The sequence below is a fragment of the Maribellus maritimus genome (assembly GCF_022267315.1).
GTDB lineage: Bacteria > Bacteroidota > Bacteroidia > Bacteroidales > Prolixibacteraceae > Draconibacterium > Draconibacterium maritimum.
On record NZ_JAIKLE010000040.1, the window covers coordinates 38,897 to 59,707 of the forward strand.

A 20,811-nucleotide genomic window follows, 5' to 3' on the forward strand; every position below is an offset into this window, starting at 1 on the left:
TTGAGATGAAAAAAATAAACTATATAACAATTGTTTTACTTTCTCTATTTATTTTTAGCTGTACCGAGCTTGACGAAGTACCCGTAACAGATATTTCTCCGGAAGGGTATTTTAAAGATGTAGCTACAGTTGAAGCAGCTGTGTTGGGAACATACGGATATATTGCCTCGGAAGGATATTGGGGACGAAAATATACCCTAACACTTATGTTACGGGCTGATATGACTGATATTGGAGAAAGAGGTACTCCCGCCCGTCGCCAACAGATAAACGATTTTGGAGTGGATGCAACAAATGGAATGATTACCGCAATTTGGCCGCGTTCTTATGAAATAGTAAGTGCTGCGAATTATGCTATAGCAGGAGCCGAGTCATTAGCAAGTGAAAATATCGATCAGTTGAGTTTAACACAGCTTATAGCAGAGGCCCGACTTGTTCGAGCATTTATGTATTTCAATCTTGTGCGCATGTTTGGGGACGTCCCGTATATCGATCGTCCTATTAACGATCCGATTTCTGTTGCTGATATTTCTAAAACATCTAAAGATGTTGTTTATCAAAGTATCATTGCCGACCTGAAATTTGCAACTGAGAATCTTCCTATGACACCTCCTGATAATTCGCGCTCCCGTCCTTCAAAAGGGACTGCTTACACAATGCTTGCCGATGTCTACTTAACCTTGGGGAACTATCAGGAAGCCTATAATCATGCGAAATGGGTGATAGATAATGAAGTCGAACTTGATTATGACTTGGAACCCGACTATCAGGATTTATTTGATGCAACCAAACAAGACCAAACTAAAGAACATATCTTTTCTTTTGACTTTCTGGGGTCTCAGAGTGGCTCTGGTTCTGCAAACGACGATTTAACCGGTGCGCTTACCGGGGTTCGCGGGGCAGATGTTCAGGGGTGGAGTGTTGCTGTTCCTTCATTGGATGTATACAATACATGGGATGACCGTGATTACAGAAAAAAAGTGGCTTTTGCTGATTCCACAATAATTGATGAAGTGCTTCAGCCTTATACTGTTTATTCAACGGTAAAAAGACCACACATTGCCAAGTATTTTGAGAAACCGGGAAATTCAAATGGAGAAGCGCGTTATTCCGATCATAATTATGCGGCATACCGATATGGCGAAGTATTGCTCACTGCAGCAGAAGCTCTTAATGAAGTAAGTGGTCCAACCGACGAAGCTCTTGGTTATGTAAACCGGATACGTGAAAGAGCAAGAAATTGGGCCGGAACTACAGTGGATTTTCCAGCTGATGTTCAAACAGGAATTTCTAAAGACGAATTTAGAAACCTGGTACTGGAAGAACGTAGGTTGGAGCTGTCGTTTGAATTCAAACGCTGGTTTGATATTCAACGTCGTGATTTGGGAGAAGAGGCTTTTACCGGTACTAACTCTCTGGAGCCTCATTCAAATTTTGACTCCAGCAGAGACTACTTACTTCCAATACCTCAGGACGAACTGGATCGAAATCCCAATTTATTGCCTCAAAATTCTGGATATTAGATTGCTGTTATTTTTTATAAATAAAAACTTCCTATTTTTTTAGGAAGTTTTTTTGTTTTATAGAGTTTAAGGAAACACCGGTTATAAAACGCAAATAATTATTTTTAGTTTAGTCTTATATTAAAGGGTAATTATTACATTTGTTATGAAGGTTTTTACGACCAGCATTTTTGAACCTTAAATATGAAGGAATAAATAGATTCTTATTCAGCAGCCTATTTTATTTTAACTAAACCTAAAACTAATGAGTAAAAATTCTACCTTAATTGTTATTGGAATACTATTTTTTATTTATCAACCTGCTACAGGACAATTTGGTCCAAATCCGCCTGAAAAAGTAAAACTTCATGATATGCATTGGCGGGATAATTGTATTTTGGCCGACAAAGCATCCGGCTATTATTATATGGTTGGGCCAGGCGGAAAATCTGTTTTGTCGTACCGCAGTAAAGATTTGATCAACTGGGAAAACCCGACAAAAATATTTACTATTCCTGAAGGATTTTGGGATGGCAAACCCATAAACAGCATTTGGGCACCTGAACTGCATTTTTACAAAGGAAAATACTATTTGTTTCTAACTATTGATACCCGCGATATGTTTGACGAACAGTGGCCCAACTGGCGGCCGCGTGTAACAAGGGGTTCACAGGTTTTGGTTAGCGATTCTCCAACAGGTCCGTTTAAAGCCTTTCAGGATCATTCTACACTTCCGGTTGATATGATGACTCTTGATGCAACCTTGTGGGAAGAAGATGGCGTACCTTACATTGTGTATGCTCACGAATGGGTTCAGATTTCAAACGGAACAATTGAATATATGCAGCTCAAAGACGATCTTTCTGCAACCGTCGGCAAACCACAGTTGCTTTTTCGCGGAAGTGATGGCCCCTGGGTAACAATTTCGGAAACAGAAGGATGTTTTGTTACCGATGGCCCGTATTTCAAAATAAACAATACCGGAAAACTAATGATGGTTTGGACCAGTTTTGGTAAAGGCGGTTATACCATGGGAGTTGCTTTTTCCGAGTCCGGAAAGCTGGCAGGCCCCTGGATTCAACAGGAAGAACCGGTTTACGACAAAGATGGCGGTCATGGAATGCTGTTTGAAACGTTCGATGGAAAATTGATGTGTGTGCTTCATTCTCCAAATAACAGGGATTCGCGGCCACATATTTTTGAAATGGAAGATACCGGCGAAAAACTTTTGATAAAAAGAGAGCTTTAGTTTAATCTAATTTATCAACCAAAACAAATTGAAAATGAGTACACTTAAAATTATAGCAGTTCTGTTTTTGTTTGTTTTGTTTTTTGATGGACAGCAAACAAAAAACAACGAGAAGTGGAATGAAATTTATACCATTGTCGAAAATATTAAACAGCCGTCATTTCCTGACAAAAAATTCAATATTACTGATTTTGGCGCAGTTGCCGATGGTAAAATATTAAGCACCAAAGCGATAAATAAAGCCATAGAAACCTGCAATAAACAGGGTGGTGGAAAAGTGATTGTTACAAGAGGTGTTTTTCTTACCGGTGCGGTTCATTTAAAAAGCAATGTAAACCTAGTGGTTGAAGAAGGTGCGATACTTAAATTTTCCACAAATCCCAAAGACTATTTACCAATGGTGCAAACACGATGGGAAGGAAACGATTGTTATAACTATTCGCCGTTGATTTATGCGAATAATCAAACCAATATCGCGATAACCGGCGAAGGTACAATCGACGGGCAGGCCGATGCGGAACACTGGTGGCCTTGGAAAGGACTCAGAAGAAGAGGTGACACAAGCGCTCCTCAACCAAGTCAGCTGGATCCGGAAGGTCGTCCGTTGCTCACCAAATGGGACAACACACAAACCCCGCTTTCCGAGAGAAAAATGGGAGAGGGGCATTATCTAAGACCACAGCTAATTAATTTTATTTTTTGCAAAAATGTAAAAATTGAAAATGTAACTCTGTTGAATTCTCCATTTTGGGTTATTCATCCGCTGTTATCTGAAAATATTATTGTGCGCGGAGTTACCATAAATAGTCATGGCCCCAATTCCGATGGCTGCGATCCGGAATCCTGTAAAAATGTTTTGATTGAAGACTGTGTTTTTGATACCGGCGACGATTGTATCGCACTTAAATCGGGACGAAACTTTGATGGACGCAGGGTAAATGTACCGATTGAAAACGTGTTAATTCGGAATTGTATAATGAAAGATGGGCATGGCGGAGTAGTAATGGGGAGCGAGATTTCCGCTGGCTGCAAAAATATTTTTGCTGAAAATTGTGAGATGAGTAGTCCGAACCTGGAGCGGGCCATCAGAATAAAAACCAACAATCATCGCGGTGGTGTTACCGACGGAGTTTACATTCGAAATCTTACGGTAGGACAGGTGCGGGAAGCAGTAGTTAAAATCAACTGTTCCTATGATCCTCGTGAAGGACAAGGTGAATTCCCACCAATGGTTAAGAATGTATATGTTTCCAATGTTACTTCCCAAAAGTCAGAATATGGATTGAGTTTAATGGGAATAAAAGGTGAAAATTGTGTAGAGAATATTTGGATTAGTGATAGCAAGTTTTCAGGCGTTGAGAGCGGAAACAAAATAGACTACGTGAAAAATTTGAATCTGAACAACTTATATATTAATGGTGAAAAAACAACCGATTAAAAACGTGACAATGCAAACAAAGTATTTATTTACGGGCTTATTTATTTTTCTCATTTTTTCAATACAGGCACAAGAGACTTCTTTTAGTGGTTTGTACAATGTGAAAAATTACGGTGCAGCAGGCGACGGTAATCAGGTTGACACTAAGTTTATAAATGCAGCAATTAATGATGCGGCTGAAAACGGTGGAGGAACGGTCTTTTTCCCGGCCGGAAAATACCTTTGTTTTTCTATTCGCATAAAAAGCAATATCACATTATTTATTGACCAAGGAGCAACGATTATAGCTGCAAACATGGATGAGGTGGAAGGAGCATATGACGCACCCGAACCAAATATCTGGGGCGACTCGTTAAAATACCAGGATTTTGGGCACAGTCATTTTCACAACAGCCTGATTTGGGGCGAGAATCTTGAAAATATTTCAATTGTCGGGCCCGGATTAATTTGGGGGAAAGGATTACAAAAATGGGGTAACCCAAAACCTGGACTTGGAAATAAATCAATTAGTTTAAAACTTTGTAAGAACGTTATTCTAAGGGATTTTTCGATTTTACATGGAGGCCATTTTGGGATTCTGGCTACCGGAGTTGATAATTTTACCATCGACAACTTAAAAATTGATACAAACCGCGATGCCATTGATATAGATTGCTGCAGACATGTGCGAATATCAAATTGCTCGTTAAATACACCAAACGATGATGCGCTGGTGCTAAAAAGTTCATTTGCACTTGGCTATGCGGCACCTACTGAAAATATTACCATAACCAATTGCGCAGTTTTGGGTTTCGATGAAGGAACATTCCTTGATGGAACCTATCAACAAACGCAAAAGCAGGCACCGGATCGGGGTTCTGTAACCGGGAGAATCAAATTTGGAACGGAATCAAACGGAGCTTTTAGAAACATTACCATTTCAAACTGTACGTTTGAGCATTGCCGTGGTTTAGCGCTGGAAACAGTTGATGGTGCGATTTTGGAGGACATAACGGTTTCTAATATTGTTATGAAGGACATTCTGAACGCTCCTTTCTTTTTCAGGTTGGGAAGACGGATGCGAGGCCCGGATGAGCTTGAGGTAGGTACCTTTAAACGAATTCTGGTAGATAATGTAATCGTGCACAATTCAAGTTCACGATATGGTTCAATGCTTATGGGAATACCAGGACATAATATTGAAGATGTTGTATTTTCAAATATCTGGATACGAATAGATGGTGGTGCACCTGAAAGTCAGGCATTAATTGAGGTTTCCGAACTGGAAGATGGTTATCCTGATCCAAGAAACTTTGGCGAAATTCCTGCTTATGGTTTTTTTATCCGTCATGCGCAAAACATTCAAATGAATAATATTGCGCTTGAATTCGAAAATACAGACATGCGTCCTGTTTTTATTTTGGATGACGTTAAAGGGGCTGATTTTCAAAATGTAAAAGCTGAATCTGCTGAGGGAGTACCGGTTTTCTGGTTAAAAAATGTAACAGATTTTTCTATCCATCGGGTGAATCAATTTAAAGATCAGCAATTACCTGAAATTAAAGAATTAAAACTGTAAACTAAAGTTTTATATTCTTATTGAAATTGAAACGTTTCTGTTGGATAAATTAAAAAACGTATATTTGACATTTAATATTAGTTGGGAAAAATCAACTTCAATAAACTAAACTAACAAAGAAACAGCTGATGAAAAATCGAACCAAGTATAAACGAATTTTAGTTTTTCTGTTAGTATTCATTTTAGGGTTTGCCGCATTGGGGCAAACGAAAGCAGATAAACCACTTTTCCGTGATCCGGTATACGATGGAGCGGCAGATCCTGTAGTTATTTTCAATAAGGCAGAAAACAAATGGTTGATGTTTTATACCAATCGACAGGCAAAAGGAGATATTCCCGGTGGTGTGAAATGGGTGCACGGCACACGCATCGGAATCGCTGAATCAAATGACGGCGGCGCAACCTGGACTTATCGCGATACCTGCAATATTAATTACAGGCCAACAGTCGAATACTCGCATTGGGCACCCGAAGTAATCGAATACGATGGAGTATATCACATGTACCTAACCTATGTCCCCGGCATTTTTGAAGACTGGAACCACGACCGTTATATTATTCATCTGACCAGCAAAAACCTGCTCGACTGGGATTTTGAATCCAAACTGGAATTGGCATCCGACCGCTGTATTGATGCTTGTGTTTACCAGCTTCCCAATGGAAACTGGCGGTTATTCTACAACAATGAGCGTGATGGAAAATCGATGTATTATGCCGACAGTCCTGATTTGTATCAATGGAAAGACAGTGGCAGAAAAGTAGTTGGAGATGAAGGTGGAGAGGGGCCTAAAGTTTTTGAATGGAATGGGAAATACTGGATGGTGGTTGATAACTGGCACGGTTTAGGAGTATATTTTTCCAGCGATTTGGAGACTTGGATACGCCAACCCGGTAATATTCTTGAAGAACCAGGAAAAGGATTAGATGATAAAGACATGGGAAGACATCCTGATGTAGTTGTAAACAATAACAAAGCGTATATTTTTTATTTTACCCACCCGGGAAGAGGTGCAGAAAATAAGGATAAATCTCCTCACCAAATGCGAAGAAGTTCCATTCAGGTGGCAGAGTTAGAATATAAAAATGGAAAATTGGTGTGCGATCGCGACAAACCGGTTTTTATTGACTTAAAACCTTCGAATTAATTTTAAAAAGGCTAAAACAAAATCCATGAGAAAGATATTATTTTTATTCATTTTGTTTGCAAGTGGTTTTCAATTGCTTGCACAACAGCCTAATTGGCCGGAAACTACAAACGTAACACAACCCTGGACGCGATGGTGGTGGCATGGAAGTACGGTTAATCCGGGTGGTCTTACCGCTAACATGGAACAATTGCAGGAAATTGGATTGGGTGGTGTTGAAATCACTCCGATTTATGATGTAAAAGGATACGAAAATGAAGCCATTTCATTCTTGTCGGACCAGTGGATGGAGATGCTGGAATATACATTAAAAGAGGGCGTTCGGCTCAATTTAGGAGTCGATTTAGCAAACGCTTCTGGCTGGCCTTTTGGAGGCTCGTGGATTGGCGCTGAAGATGCCTGTAAAAATTTGCATTTTAAACATTTTACACTAAATGGTGGGGAGCAGCTAAAAGAGAAAGTTGAATTTATTCAGGAGCCTATGGTGCGTGCCATCGGGCATCGGCTTAATATTTCAGAAATAAAGTTTCCCATCAGTAGTAATCCAAACTTGCAGGAATTGGCTTTAGAGCAGGTTCGTTTTGAAAAGCCGCTTCCTTTACAGGCATTAATGGCTTATAACAAGACAGGAGAAGTTATAGATCTAACGGAAAAAGTTTCAACCGGCGGGACATTAAACTGGACTGCGCCTGAAGGAACCTGGAATTTGTATGCTGTTTTTCAGGGTTGGCACGGAAAAATGGTGGAGCGGGCAGGTACCGGCGGCGAAGGAAATGTGATTGACCATTTTTCAGAAGCAGCAACTGATAAATTTCTTAAAATATTTGACGAGGCTGCTAAAGATGCTGACGTAAATTCTATACGAACTTTTTTTAACGACTCGTATGAAGTAGATGATGCGAGTGGTGAATCGGATTGGACACCACTGCTTTTTGAAGAGTTTAAAAACAGACGGGGATATGATTTAAAAAATCATTTGCCTGCATTGTTTGGAAACGATTCAGAAGAGATGAACGACCGTGTATTGTGTGACTATCGCGAAACCATTTCCGATTTATTGCTCGACAGATTTACAAAAGTGTGGGCCGATTGGGCCAAAAAATATGATGCCGGTATTCGTAACCAGGCACACGGCTCGCCTGCTAATATTCTCGATTTGTATGCTGCCAGCGATATTCCCGAAACAGAAGGAACCAATCCGATGCGTATAAAAATGGCTACTTCGGCAGCACATGTGTCAGGCAAACCATTGGTTTCCTGCGAAGCATCTACTTGGCTCGATGAACATTTTCTGGCAAACCTGGGAACAGTGAAACAAAATCTCGATCGTTATTTTGCCAATGGTGTCAACCATATTTTTTACCACGGAACACCCTATTCTCCGGTAGATGAAAAATGGCCGGGATGGATGTTTTATGCTGCGGTTCATTTTGCTCCAACAAATTCGTGGTGGCCCGATTTTAAAGCCATCAACGATTATGTTACCCGTTGTCAGTCGTTTTTACAAAACGCAACTCCTGACAACGATATTCTAATGTATTTTCCAATTTATGATACATGGTCGGAACAGGGAAGAAGCAGATTGCCGCATTTTGGTGGATCTTTCGAACCGCTTACAAAAGATATCAGTGAAGAACTTTTACAAAAAGGATATACATTCGATTATATTTCCGATAAACAAATTCAGGAATTAGAAATAACAAATGGCGAAATTAAAGCGCCGGGAGCCAGTTATAAAACCATTGTCGTTCCGAAGAGCAATTACATTCCGCTTTCCACCATGCAAAAATTAGTTCATTTGGCAAATGCCGGAGCAACAGTTGTCTTTCAGGAAAATTTACCAGAGGATGTACCCGGATTTTACAGTATTGAAGAACGGCAAACAGTTTTTCAAAAAATAAAAGAATCCATTCATTTTGAAACTATGGGTGGTGTGAATGTGGATGAAATGGGTAGCGGAAAGTGCTTAACTGGAGAAAACATTGACGCCTTGCTTTCCAACGCAGGTGTTTTTCCCGAAGAAATGGCCCAGGCAGGGCTATGGTTCAATAGGGTAAAAAGAGACGATGGAACATGTTATTTTATCAGTAACTGGAGTGATAAAAAGGTTGACCAGTGGATAACTGTCCAGTCAGCTGGTGATGAAGCAGCATTATTCAATCCGATGAATCAGGAGATTGGAAAAGCGAAAGTTCAAAAAATGAACGAAAAACAATCTCGCGTATATCTTCAGCTTGAACCCGGCGAGACAATTGTTTTACAATGGTATTCAAATGAAATTGATATTGAAGATTATCCGCTTTGGAATATTCCTGTTGAAAAGACAGTTTTGAAAGGCGAATGGACTGTTTCATTTCTAAAGGGTGGTCCCACACTTCCGGATTCCTATACAACGACTGATTTAAATTCGTGGACAGAGCATTCCGAAGAACATGAAAAATTCTCGGGAACGGGTGTTTACGAGTTATCGTTTAAAAGACCCGATGAATCAGCAACGGCATTTTTGCTCGATTTGGGAAAAGTTTGTGAATCGGCTACAATCGTATTAAATGGAGAAAAAATGGGAACAGTAGTAGGCCCGGAATATCAGTTGGTGGTTGATGCATCAAAATTAAAAAATGTAAACAAGTTGGAAGTGCAGGTTTCCAATCTGATGGCGAATCGCATTATGGATTTGGACAAACGGGGTGTGAATTATAAGAAATTCTATAACATCAATTTTGCGGCGCGAAAACGTGAAAACATGGGTAAAGACGGTTTGTTTACCGCAGCAAACTGGGAACCATTGGAATCAGGACTTATCGGACCGGTAACGTTAACTCCTGTCACAAAAAAGATGATGGAGATAGAATAGTCTGTCGAAAATAATGAAATGAGAATAAGAATGTTCAAAAAAAATATTTGATTCCAAAATGAAAATACAATCAATCAGAATAAAGGGATTAATCGCAACATTACTACTTGCTCTTTTTAATCCGTCACTTGCACAAACAACACAAAAAGAAAAATTGTTTCTCTCTGGTACTGACAATGAAAATACCGTAACATGGGATTTCTTTTGTACGTCGGGGAGAAAAAGCGGCGAATGGACAACTATCGAAGTTCCTTCGCACTGGGAACAACAGGGATTTGGTGAATATGATTACGGCCGCGACTATCGAACTTACGGGAAAAAGCATATATATGCAGATGAAACCGGTATTTACAAACATAATTTTGTTGTACCGAACAGTTGGGAAAATAAAGAAATATTTATCGTTTTTGAAGGTTCGATGACTGACACAGAAGTGAAAATTAACGGTCAGTCAGCCTGGCCGATTCATCAGGGGTCTTTTTATCGTTTCCGATATAATATCTCCAACAAAGTGAAATTTGGGAAGGAAAATGAACTGGAGGCAACAGTTCATAAAGTTTCAGCCAATGCGTCTGTTAATCACGCTGAAAGATACGCCGATTACTGGATTTTTGGTGGCATTTTTCGTCCGGTTTATCTCGAAGCTGTGCCGGAAGAATTTATCGATCGTGTTGCTGTTTCTGCTGATGCCGACGGGAACTTTTCAGTGGATGTGTTTCCTGTTAATTTGAAAAAGAAACAAACATTAAAAGCTGAAATTTTTGATGCTAATGGAAAAACAGTACAAACATGTCAGGAACAGGCGAGTGCTAAAGATTCGCTTGTAACAATAAGTTGTAAGGTTGATAATCCGCTTTTATGGACTTCAGAAACGCCAAATTTATATTCTGTAAAAGTTTCGTTGGTTGATGGTACTGAGCAAAAATATGAACTCACAGAAAAATTTGGTTTTCGCACCATTGAAATTCGGGAAAACGATGGCGTTTACGTAAATGGTACAAAGGTGAAATTTAAAGGAATAAACCGCCATGTTTTTTGGCCCGAGACTGGCCGTTGTGTGAATCCATCGATTGATTTACTGGATGTTCAGCTTATGAAAGAAATGAATATGAATGCGGTGCGTTGTGCTCATTATCCACCCAATAAATCATTTTTGGAATACTGCGATTCGCTTGGTTTGTATGTTTTGGATGAACTGGCGGGCTGGCAAAATGCGTATGATACTGAAGTGGGCAGCAAATTGGTTCGCGAAATGGTTATACGCGATGTAAATCATCCGTCGATTATTTTTTGGAGCAATGGGAATGAAGGAGGAACCAACAAAGAACTGGACGATGATTATGCCCTTTATGATCCTTCAAACCGGCCGGTAATTCATGCTCATCATCGTCCGGGTAACGATTATAACGGGATTGATTGCAACCATTATGAAAACTATTATAGTTCAAAAAAACTCCTGGAAGGGCCACTGATTTATATGCCCACCGAATTTTTACACGGACAGGACGATGGTGGAATGGCTGCCGGATTGGGGGACTTTTGGGAATTGTTTTGGAATTCAAAACTCTCGGCAGGCGGCTTTTTGTGGGTGTTTTCCGACGAAGGTCTGGTTCGTACAGATTTAAATGGATTTGTGGATGTGAACCGAGTAAATGCTCCGGATGGAGTAGTTGGGCCACATCGTGAAAAAGAAGCCAGTTTTTACGCGATGCGTGAAATTTTTAGCCCGGTAAAAATCGATCTCGAAAAACTACCTAAAGATTTTGATGGTGTTATTCCAGTTGAAAATCGTTTTCATTTTACCAACTTAGAAAATTGTAGTTTTGAGTGGCAACTGGTGAATTTTACATCCCCGCATAACAGGGGAGCCGGACATCAGGTTATGAAATCGGGAGAAATTGAAAGCCCGAATATTGAACCCGTGAAAAAAGGAAAGTTGCAATTGCAACTTCCTGTGGATTATCACAATTACGGTGCATTGTATTTAACTGCTTTTGATCCTTCCGGAAATGAAATTTTTTCCTGGAGTTGGAAAATTGAAGGAAATACAAAAACGGTTGAACAGTTGGTCGTAACCGATTTGTTGGCAGAAGAAAAACAACGCCGTGATGAGTTGAGAGCTGCCGGTATTGAAGAAGACAATATTTTGCCAATCGAACAACAACAAGGCGATGTTTCAGAAGAATCATCTCAGGTCGGATTTTATGAAAATGACGATGTGATGGTTTTAAAAGCCTCGGGAATTTCAGTGGCTTTTAACAAAACGGATGGAACCATTCAGGGTATTGGAAACGACATGGGATTACCTATTCCGTTTTCCAACGGACCGGTTCTGGTAAGCGGCGAAGCACAATTGACCGGAATAAACCATTTCCCTTCAACAAAATCTCATGTGGTAGAAATGACATATTCCGGCGATTTAAAGAAAGTAACCTGGACAATGTATAAAAGTGGCTGGTTGGAAATGAATTACGAATACCAGGTGGAGGGAGAGCAATATTTTACCGGCATTAGTTTTGATTTTCCGGAATCGGATGTAATAGGTGCAAAATGGTTGGGAAATGGCTCTCGACATGTTTGGAAAAACCGTTTACAAGGTGGGAAACTTGACGTATTTGAAAGGTTCTACAACAATGAACTTCCAGCTGATAACTCGTGGCAGTATCCTGAGTTTAAAGGGTATTTCTCTGATATCTCCTGGATAGAGTTGAATACCGATTATGGGAGGTTTACAGTTGTTGCCAACGAAGAAGATTTGTTTGTTCGTTTGTTCAGTTTTTACGGAATATCAGGACCGGAAAATTATCCGGTACAACCTGTCGGCGATATATCATTCCTCGATGGAATTCCGCCAATCGGAACAAAACTGGCTATGGGAATCAGCAACGACACCTGGAATTTGGGCCCTGCTGGTGAATTAAATAATATGGAAAAGCCTGTGAAAAGAACTTTATTTTTTTATTTTGGTTTGTTGAATTAGAAAAATGAATACTCGTAAATACTTAATTTAAATGTTTATTAAAAGTTATTCATTTTTATTCAAAATTACGCTGAAAAAGAATGTTTGTTATTATATTGAAAATAAGAAAAATAGTGCTGATTAATCATGTTTTGTTGATTAAAATTTTAAACCTTTTTCAAATATAATTATCAGAATAGAACAAAATTAGATAGTTTTGAAACTTATTAAAGCACAATGTTGTTTTTCAAAAACAAATCTTGATTCTCAAGGTTTATTTTAGTTGGTTAGTTAGTTTTGAAAGGCCGCTTGTTGAAGCGGTCTTTCTCTTTTATCCCCTTTGTAATTGGTGAAAATAACACAAGCATAAAATTAGTACCAAAATCCTACTATAAATATTTTTTCTATAAAGAATTTAAAATCAGAGGAAAAGTTGGTATTTATTGATAGTATTTTTATGTCAGGTGTGAAGTTGTGTTATGCAACATCTGTTTCCGCTTAAAAAAATATTTAAATTTGTATTTTTCGTGTTCGTACACGGAATTAACTTAAACCAACTTCATAATTCAAAAAAAAGTATTAAAATGAAAAGTAAAAATTTCTTTCTTTCTGTTCTCTTGATATTTGCATCAGCTATAACCTTTGCGCAGAATGACAACTGGACCTATTTGTTTAACGGAAAAGATCTTACAGGGTGGAAACAGCTAAACGGGGAGGCAAAGTACGAAGTTGTTGATGGTGTTATTGTTGGAACAACTGTTTTGAATACTCCAAACTCCTTTTTATGTACGGAGAAAGATTATTCGGATTTTGTTTTTGAAGTTGATTTGCTGGTTGAGGAAAATATGAACTCTGGCATCCAGTTTCGCAGTGAAAGTAAACCAGAGTATAATAACGGTCGGGTGCATGGTTATCAATGTGAAGTAGATCCATCGGATAGAGCTTGGAGCGCAGGTATTTATGACGAAGCACGAAGAGGTTGGCTTTATCCGCTTGATTTAAATCCCGAAGCAAAACCAGCTTTGAAAATGGGAGAATGGAACCATTACAGAATAGAATGTATAGGAAATTCTATTAAAACATGGTTGAACGGAGTAGCTTGTGCACACGTAATAGATGATATGACCCCGAAAGGATTTATTGCACTTCAGGTTCATGGAATTGGAAATAACGAGGAAAAAGTTGGTCACCAAATAAAATGGAAGAATGTCAGAATTAAAACGCAAAACCTGAAACCTTCGCCAGCAGAAGGAATTTATGTCGTTAATTTACTGGCTAACAATCTAAGTGATTCTGAAAAAGAACAGGGATTCAAACTGTTATTTGATGGCAAATCAACCGAAAATTTCAAAAGTACCGACAGCGATAATTTTCCTGCGCATGGATGGGAAGTTAAGGATGGCGTACTTTCAGTTCTTGACAAATCGGTTTCGCCCGAAAGAGGAGGAAGCATAATTACCAGAGAGGAATATGGTCCGTTTGAGTTTAAATTCGATTTTAGTTTTACCGAAGGTGCAAACAGTGGTATTAAATATGGAATAGGCAACAACGGTTCGGGATTAGGTTTGGAATACCAAATTCTTGATGATGAGAAACATCCGGATGCAAAAAATGGAGTGGTAGGAAACAGAACATTGGCTTCGTTATACGATTTAATACCCGCTGACAAAACCGGCAGGTTTATTAACGGACCGGGAGAATGGAACCGTGGACGTATTGTTGTGTTTCCCGACGGAAAAGTTCAACATTGGTTAAATGGACGGAAAGTAGTTGAATACACTCGTGGAAATAATATCTACAATGCGCTGGTTGCACGAAGTAAATATGCAAAATACGAAGGTTTTGGAATGGCTCCGGAAGGACCGATTTTACTTCAGGACCACCAAAATACTGTACATTTCAGAAGTCTAAAAATAAGAGAATTAAAATGACACACAGACGAAACTTTTTGAAAGCGGCAGGAATCGGGCTGGCTGTAGCCTCAGTTCCAAAATTGGCAGGAGCCTCGGTATCCCGCGCGGTTTCTTCCAAAAGTGATTTTAATTTCAATCTTGGCGTTGCCTCTTATTCACTTCGTAACTTTTCGCAGGAGGAAGCGTTGAATATGACTTTGCGTTGCGGAATCAACCGGATCACATTTAAAAGTATGCATTTGCCTTTGGATTCTGATAACGAAACAATTAAAAAAGCAGTTGCGCTTTGCCGGAAGAAGGGTGTTACACTTTATGGCGGCGGTGTTATTTACATGAAAGAAAAAAAAGAGGTGGATCAGGCATTTGAATATGCGAAAACTGCCGGGATGGAAATGATAATTGGTGTTCCAAATCATGAGTTGCTTGATTATGTAGAGGAAAAAGTAAAAGATTATAATATAAAACTGGCAATCCACAATCACGGGCCGGGAGACAAGTTATATCCAAGTGCCGAAAGCGCTTACGATAAGATAAAGGATCGGGATAAAAGGATGGGATTGTGTATTGATATTGGCCACACCAAACGTATAAACAGAGACCCGGAGCAGGATTTAAAAGATTTTTTTGATCGCGTTTTTGATATTCATATAAAAGATGTGACAAAAGCTGCAAGTGATGGGAAAACATGCATCATCGGACGCGGTGTTATTGATTTCTCCTCTTTTTTAAAAGCTGTCGATAAGTCGGGTTATAAAGGAACTTTAGCTCTTGAATACGAGGCTGATGGAGATGATCCGTTACCTGGAATGATGGAATCATTTGGGTACATTAAAGGTGTTATGAGAATGATGTAATTAAAAAATATATTAAATGAATTCGGATAGAAGAGATTTTCTGAAAAAAGTAACAGCTGGTGCTGCAGGAGTTGCTGTTGGAGGCACAGCCATGGGGATGTCGGCAAAAAGTTACAGTAAAATAATTGGAGCTAATGATAGAATTAATGTTGCAATTATTGGTCTGGGACGTAGATTGGGAGCTTATTATGAACCCGTTTCCAAAAAGGAAAATAATGTTGAATTGGTTTATTTGTGCGACGTTATGAAAAGCCAGCGTGAAAGAGCGGCGGCTAATTTTGCTAAACGAATCGATTATAAACCAAAATTGGAAAATGACGTTCGCAAAGTGTTTGCGGATAGGAATGTTGACGGTGTTTTTGTTGCTACACCCGACCATTGGCATACACCAGGGGCAATAATGGCAATGCAAAGTGGCAAACATGTTTATGTTGAAAAACCATGTAGCCATAATATGTTTGAGAATGAAATGATTGTTGCAGCCATGAAGAAATACAACAAGGTTGTTCAAATGGGAAATCAACAACGTTCATCAGACCACACACAAGAGATCATTTCCGAAATTCATAATGGTGTAATTGGTGTGCCTTATCGCGCAGTGGCCTTTTATGTGAATAGCAGAGGAGAAGTTCCGGTTCAGAAAAATGCACCTGTTCCTGAAGGTTTGGATTGGGATTTATTCCAGGGACCTGCTCCGAGACGCGGATATACGGAAGAAACATGGAATTATAACTGGCACTGGTATGGTTGGGATTATGGTACTGCCGAAACCGGTAACAATGCAACCCACGAGCTTGATGTAGCACGTTGGGCACTGCAGGTAGATTTCCCAATGCGTGTGGATGTTGAAGCTGGAAAAAGGCACTTTTTTGACGATGGTTGGGAAATGTACGACACGATGGAAGCCACTTTCCGCTTTGCCGACAACAAAGTTATCAATTGGGATGGAAGAAGTCGCAATGGTTTTGATACTTACGCACAGGGTGGACGTGGAACTATAATTTACGGAAGCGAAGGAACAGTTTTTGTCGATCGGGGAAAATACATTCTTTACGACAGGAAAGGAAAAGTTGTTAAAGACAGCAAATCAACTTCAAACGAAGCGGGAACAGCGCTTGGCGGTGGAGGTGATATGACCACAGGGCACGTCGAAAACTGGTTTGGTGTTATTCGTGGAGAACAAAAGAAATTAAATGCCGATATCGCCGATGCAACTATCAGCCAGGCAATGGTTCATTATTCCAATGTAGCCTATCGTATTGGCAGAGGATATGATATTGACGAAGTTTCCGGAAAAATGTATGATCGCGATGCCATGAAACTATGGAGCCGTGAGTACGAGCCCGGATGGGAACCAAAAATATAAAACTTACGAAAGAAGTTCAGGAAAAAGGTTTCCTGAACTTTTTTCTTTTAATAGTATTTTTTTAACTATCAATCAATAAAAAAAATAAGTCTTGAGATTATGACTTCAAGGAGAAAATTTATTAAAAGAACAGCAGGAGCTTTAGGCGCTTTTACTGTTGTTCCGGGGCATGTATTATTTGCCAAACCTGAAATACGAAACGCTGCCGGTGAATTGGTAAAACCACGGGTTATTGCTCCAAGCGATAAAATCAATATGGCGTTTTGCGGAATTGGAAACCGTGGTGGACAGATTCTTCAGGAACATAACAGCACCGGGATGATAAATACAACTGTGTTGTGCGACGTAGATATGGGAGCAAAACATACAGTAAAGAGTATAGGAGACCATCCCAAAGCAAAACAATATCAGGATTTCAGAGAGATGTTTGAAAAGTCGGCCAGGGAATTTGATGCTGTTTGTGTCGGAACACCTGATTTTTCTCATTTCCCGATTACTATTCTGGCCATGTCGCAGGGAAAACATGTGTATGTTGAAAAGCCACTTACACGGACTTTTTATGAATCGGAGTTGCTGATTGAAGCAGCTAAAAAGTATGGAGTTGTGACCCAAATGGGAAACCAGGGGCATTCTGAAGGAAACTATTACCAGTTTAAGTCGTGGGTTGAAAACGGAATTATAAAAGATGTTACAAGAATTACAGCCCACATGAACGGGCGTCGGCGTTGGCACGACTGGGATGTTAATATGAAAAAATACCCGGTTAATCCGGTGATTCCCGACACCTTAGACTGGGATACCTGGCTGATGACTGCAGAAAAACATGGGTATCACGAGGACTTCGTGAACGGGCAATGGCGGTGCTGGTACGAACATGGAATGGGGGCTCTGGGAGATTGGGGAGCTCATATTATTGACACTGCACATCAGTTTCTGGAGTTAGGATTACCCTTCGAAGTTGATCCGATAAAAATTAAAGGACACAACAAATTGTTTTTTCCAATGGAATCAACGCTGGCATTTAAATTTCCAAAAAGAAAAAATATGCCGGCCTGCACAATTACATGGTACGATGGTATGGAAAATATTCCCCAGGTTCCGAAAGGATTTGGAGAAATAGAAGTTGATCCTAACATTCCACCCGCCAGCAACGGAGTAATGCAACCAGCCAAATTAGGTGCCGGGAAAGAGATCTATGGGAAAGACTTAACTTTTAAAGGAGGTTCTCACGGTAGTACGCTTTCCATTATTCCTCCTGAAGCCGCAAAAGATATGGAATCGAAACTACCTGAAGTTCCGGAAAGTCCGTCAAACCATTTTGAAAATTTCCACCGGGCAATTCAGGGAACAGAGAAAACAAATTCACCTTTTGAAATTTCAGGTCCTTTAAGTCAGGTATTTTGCCTGGGAACTATCGCACAACGTTTAAATACAAAAATTGAGTTTGACAGAAAAGAGAAGCAGATAACAAACAATAAGCTTGCAAATGAACTGTTAAAAGGGACACGGCCTCGTAAAGGCTGGGAAGAATTTTATAAACTATAAAAGTGTTCAATTGTTTTTTTAGAAACTCTCTGGATATGAATGTCGGAGAGTTTCTTTATTTTTATATAAAGCTATCAAAAAATAATACTTATGAATCGTTTACAAATACTCGTTCTATTTATTCTGGTTGCCTTTGTAAATAACCTGAATGCGCAGCCAAGAAAAGAATTGATTCAGGTACTGGTTTCACCCGATAAATCAGACTGGACCTACGAAACAGGCGACCGTGCCGAATTTACCATTTCTGTTTTGAAAAACAGTGTTCCTCTGGATAATGTAGAAGTACAATACAGAATTCAACCTGAAAAGGTGGATGTTTGGGAAGAAGGAACCATTAAACTGAAAGATGGTAAAGCAACTTTAAAAGCTAAAAAGTTTAAAGATCCGGGATTTTTGCGTTGCCATGCTTCGGTTGAAATCGACGGAAAAACTTATTCTTCTTATTCTACAGCCGGGTTTTCACCTGAAGAAATTCAACCAACCACCACATTGCCTGATGATTTTGAAAAATTTTGGAACAGCGGCAAGGAGGAACTTGCCAAAATTCCTGTAAATCCTGTAATGACCTTAATTCCTGAACGATGCACTGATAAAGTTGATGTATACCACGTGAGCATGAATAATATCAGTGGGAAAATTTACGGTATTCTTTGTAAACCTAAAGCCGAAGGAAAGTATCCGGCCATTTTGCATGTTCCGGGTGCAGGAATTCGTCCTTATTACGGAGATATTTACGGGGCTGAAAATGGCTTTGTTACGCTTCAGATTGGAATTCACGGTATCCCTGTGAATCTTGACCCGGTTGTATACAACGACTTGCGATACGGGGCACTTGACAACTATTGGGTTACAAACATGGATGACAAAGACAATTACTATTACAAAAGAGTGTATTTGGGCTGTGTTCGTGCTGTTGATTTTATCGAAAGCCTCGATTGTTTTGATGGCGAAACCATCGGTGTTACAGGTGGTAGCCAGGGAGGAGCGCTTTCCATTATAACTGCCGGGCTCGATGAAAGAATTGATTATCTGGCGGCATTTTATCCTGCACTGGCCGATTTAACAGGCTATCTGCACGGGACGGGCAGGAGGGTGGCCTCACATGTTCAGGAATGATTTTACCAATAAACCGGAAAAAGTGGAAACATCAAAATATTTTGATGTCGCTAACTTCGCACGTTTTGTAAAAGTACCCGGTTGGTACAGTTGGGGCTACAATGATAATGTATGTCCGCCAACATCGACATATGCTGCCTATAATGTAATTACTGCTTCAAAAGAGTTACACATTTTTCAGGAAACGCAACATTGGACATTTCCCGAGCAGCAGGAGTTAAAGAATGAGTGGCTGTTTAAACAACTAAAAAAATAATGACAGATAATCAGATATTTAACGACACTTTTTTTGCCATGGGAACACGGTGCGATATCGTTTTCACCGACCTTGAAAACGAATTTGCTGAACAGATGTTTCAACTGGTAAAAAAAGAAGTCGTTTATCTGGAGAAGATTTTAAGCCGTTTTATACCCACATCTGCTGTTGCCGAAATAAACAACGCCGACAAAAATAAATGGTTAACAGTTCCCGAAGATTTGTGGAACGCCATAGCGCTCTGTTTTGATTTTTATCAGATGAGCAACGGTGCATTTGATATAACAGCCGGGCCAATAATTAATTTATGGAAAAAGAAGTCAGGTGAATCAGCTAAAGTATCCAAAAAGGAGATTATAAAAGCATTGGAGAAGAGCGGGTTCCATAGAGTTGATTTGGATTTTGAAAAGAAAAGACTTCGCTACACAGCTGACAATATGGAGCTCGATTTTGGGGCAATCGGAAAAGGGATTGCAATTGACAGGATAAAGCCACTTTTGGAAAGAAGTGGCGTTAAAAATGGGATTGTCAGTTTTGGAGAAAGTTCTATTCTTGCACTTGGTAAACATCCAAATGGAGGAAGCTGGCCATTGGGAATCCGAAATTCTTTTCAGCCCAACGAATACGTCCATGTTTTTTCTGCAAACAATGAATGTGTTACAACTTCGGGTATTGTCGTAAACAACGATGATGGCCAGATAAAATGGCGAAATCACATTATTAGCCCGGTTTACGGCTATCCGGTCGAAGAAAATAAATTGGTTTCAGTAAAGTCTCAATCTGCCTCTTTAGGTGAATTTATTTCTACTACCTGGTTGATTTTGCCCGAAGAAGATAAAAATATTTTGGCGGAACAATTAAAAGATATAGAGATTCTGGAAGCAGAATACACAGAAGAAAAAGAATTTAAAACCAAACTAACCGTGATTTAGAAATGAACTCAAAAACTTTAAAATGAAAATTATACCATTTTAAATACAAAATGCCGCATTGAAAATTTTTAGATAGTGTTTGTTTCCGGTTATTGACATTATGGTTTCGGGTTGCATTTCTATT

The 20,811-nt window shown here is 39.5% G+C and carries 14 protein-coding genes; all 14 read left to right on the forward strand.

Features of this window, described 5'->3' with window-relative positions:
- Positions 1-5 precede the first annotated feature (5 nt).
- The 14 genes from K5G00_RS24425 to K5G00_RS24485 all read left to right on the forward strand — a co-directional run bounded on the left by K5G00_RS24425 (position 6) and on the right by K5G00_RS24485 (position 20,687).
- Positions 6-1,523, forward strand: coding sequence for a RagB/SusD family nutrient uptake outer membrane protein (locus K5G00_RS24425; protein ID WP_238769133.1), 1,518 nt, complete (start codon positions 6-8; stop codon positions 1,521-1,523).
- A gap of 244 nt (positions 1,524-1,767) precedes the next feature.
- On the forward strand, positions 1,768-2,751 hold the full coding sequence (locus K5G00_RS24430) for a glycoside hydrolase family 43 protein (RefSeq protein WP_238769134.1): 984 nt from the start codon (positions 1,768-1,770) through the stop codon (positions 2,749-2,751).
- Between the two features lie 34 nt (positions 2,752-2,785).
- Entirely contained in the window at positions 2,786-4,189 is a 1,404-nt protein-coding gene (locus K5G00_RS24435; RefSeq protein ID WP_238769135.1) for a glycoside hydrolase family 28 protein, read from the forward strand.
- Between the two features lie 10 nt (positions 4,190-4,199).
- Positions 4,200-5,747 carry a rhamnogalacturonidase gene (locus K5G00_RS24440; RefSeq protein WP_238769136.1) on the forward strand — a complete coding sequence of 516 codons (1,548 nt, stop codon included), beginning with the start codon at positions 4,200-4,202 and terminating at the stop codon, positions 5,745-5,747.
- A gap of 128 nt (positions 5,748-5,875) precedes the next feature.
- Entirely contained in the window at positions 5,876-6,892 is a 1,017-nt protein-coding gene (locus K5G00_RS24445; RefSeq protein ID WP_238769137.1) for a family 43 glycosylhydrolase, read from the forward strand.
- A 25-nt stretch (positions 6,893-6,917) separates the two neighbouring features.
- Positions 6,918-9,746, forward strand: coding sequence for a glycosyl hydrolase (locus K5G00_RS24450; RefSeq protein ID WP_238769138.1), 2,829 nt, complete (start codon positions 6,918-6,920; stop codon positions 9,744-9,746).
- Positions 9,747-9,804: 58 nt separating this feature from the next.
- Positions 9,805-12,726: a glycoside hydrolase family 2 protein gene (locus K5G00_RS24455; RefSeq protein WP_238769139.1), complete on the forward strand. Its 2,922-nt coding sequence runs from the start codon at positions 9,805-9,807 to the stop codon at positions 12,724-12,726.
- A 563-nt stretch (positions 12,727-13,289) separates the two neighbouring features.
- Positions 13,290-14,636 (forward strand): 3-keto-disaccharide hydrolase, encoded by a 1,347-nt coding sequence (locus tag K5G00_RS24460; RefSeq protein WP_238769140.1) that lies wholly within the window; start codon positions 13,290-13,292, stop codon positions 14,634-14,636.
- On the forward strand, positions 14,633-15,472 hold the full coding sequence (locus K5G00_RS24465; RefSeq protein WP_238769141.1) for a sugar phosphate isomerase/epimerase family protein: 840 nt from the start codon (positions 14,633-14,635) through the stop codon (positions 15,470-15,472). The genes K5G00_RS24460 and K5G00_RS24465 overlap by 4 nt, the downstream gene beginning before the upstream one ends.
- A 16-nt stretch (positions 15,473-15,488) precedes the next feature.
- Positions 15,489-16,838, forward strand: coding sequence for a Gfo/Idh/MocA family protein (locus K5G00_RS24470; protein ID WP_238769142.1), 1,350 nt, complete (start codon positions 15,489-15,491; stop codon positions 16,836-16,838).
- 99 nt (positions 16,839-16,937) lie between these two features.
- Complete coding sequence (locus K5G00_RS24475; RefSeq protein WP_238769143.1) at positions 16,938-18,383, forward strand: Gfo/Idh/MocA family oxidoreductase; 1,446 nt, start codon at positions 16,938-16,940, stop codon at positions 18,381-18,383.
- A gap of 90 nt (positions 18,384-18,473) precedes the next feature.
- Positions 18,474-19,499 carry an acetylxylan esterase gene (locus K5G00_RS24480; protein WP_262921436.1) on the forward strand — a complete coding sequence of 342 codons (1,026 nt, stop codon included), beginning with the start codon at positions 18,474-18,476 and terminating at the stop codon, positions 19,497-19,499.
- A 22-nt stretch (positions 19,500-19,521) separates the two neighbouring features.
- Positions 19,522-19,755: an acetylxylan esterase gene (locus K5G00_RS29860; RefSeq protein ID WP_317235566.1), complete on the forward strand. Its 234-nt coding sequence runs from the start codon at positions 19,522-19,524 to the stop codon at positions 19,753-19,755.
- On the forward strand, positions 19,755-20,687 hold the full coding sequence (locus K5G00_RS24485; RefSeq protein WP_238769144.1) for an FAD:protein FMN transferase: 933 nt from the start codon (positions 19,755-19,757) through the stop codon (positions 20,685-20,687). Before K5G00_RS29860 ends, K5G00_RS24485 begins: the two co-directional genes overlap by 1 nt.
- The last annotated feature ends 124 nt before the right edge of the window (positions 20,688-20,811 follow it).

Excerpts from the sequence above, each read along its gene's own strand:
- K5G00_RS24425 (WP_238769133.1), top strand. The coding sequence starts at position 6 with ATGAAAAAAATAAACTATATAACAATTGTTTTACTTTCTCTATTTATT.
- K5G00_RS24430 (WP_238769134.1), top strand. The coding sequence starts at position 1,768 with ATGAGTAAAAATTCTACCTTAATTGTTATTGGAATACTATTTTTTATT.
- K5G00_RS24435 (WP_238769135.1), top strand. The coding sequence starts at position 2,786 with ATGAGTACACTTAAAATTATAGCAGTTCTGTTTTTGTTTGTTTTGTTT.
- K5G00_RS24440 (WP_238769136.1), top strand. The coding sequence starts at position 4,200 with ATGCAAACAAAGTATTTATTTACGGGCTTATTTATTTTTCTCATTTTT.
- K5G00_RS24445 (WP_238769137.1), top strand. The coding sequence starts at position 5,876 with ATGAAAAATCGAACCAAGTATAAACGAATTTTAGTTTTTCTGTTAGTA.
- K5G00_RS24450 (WP_238769138.1), top strand. The coding sequence starts at position 6,918 with ATGAGAAAGATATTATTTTTATTCATTTTGTTTGCAAGTGGTTTTCAA.
- K5G00_RS24455 (WP_238769139.1), top strand. The coding sequence starts at position 9,805 with ATGAAAATACAATCAATCAGAATAAAGGGATTAATCGCAACATTACTA.
- K5G00_RS24460 (WP_238769140.1), top strand. The coding sequence starts at position 13,290 with ATGAAAAGTAAAAATTTCTTTCTTTCTGTTCTCTTGATATTTGCATCA.
- K5G00_RS24465 (WP_238769141.1), top strand. The coding sequence starts at position 14,633 with ATGACACACAGACGAAACTTTTTGAAAGCGGCAGGAATCGGGCTGGCT.
- K5G00_RS24470 (WP_238769142.1), top strand. The coding sequence starts at position 15,489 with ATGAATTCGGATAGAAGAGATTTTCTGAAAAAAGTAACAGCTGGTGCT.
- K5G00_RS24475 (WP_238769143.1), top strand. The coding sequence starts at position 16,938 with ATGACTTCAAGGAGAAAATTTATTAAAAGAACAGCAGGAGCTTTAGGC.
- K5G00_RS24480 (WP_262921436.1), top strand. The coding sequence starts at position 18,474 with ATGAATCGTTTACAAATACTCGTTCTATTTATTCTGGTTGCCTTTGTA.
- K5G00_RS24485 (WP_238769144.1), top strand. The coding sequence starts at position 19,755 with ATGACAGATAATCAGATATTTAACGACACTTTTTTTGCCATGGGAACA.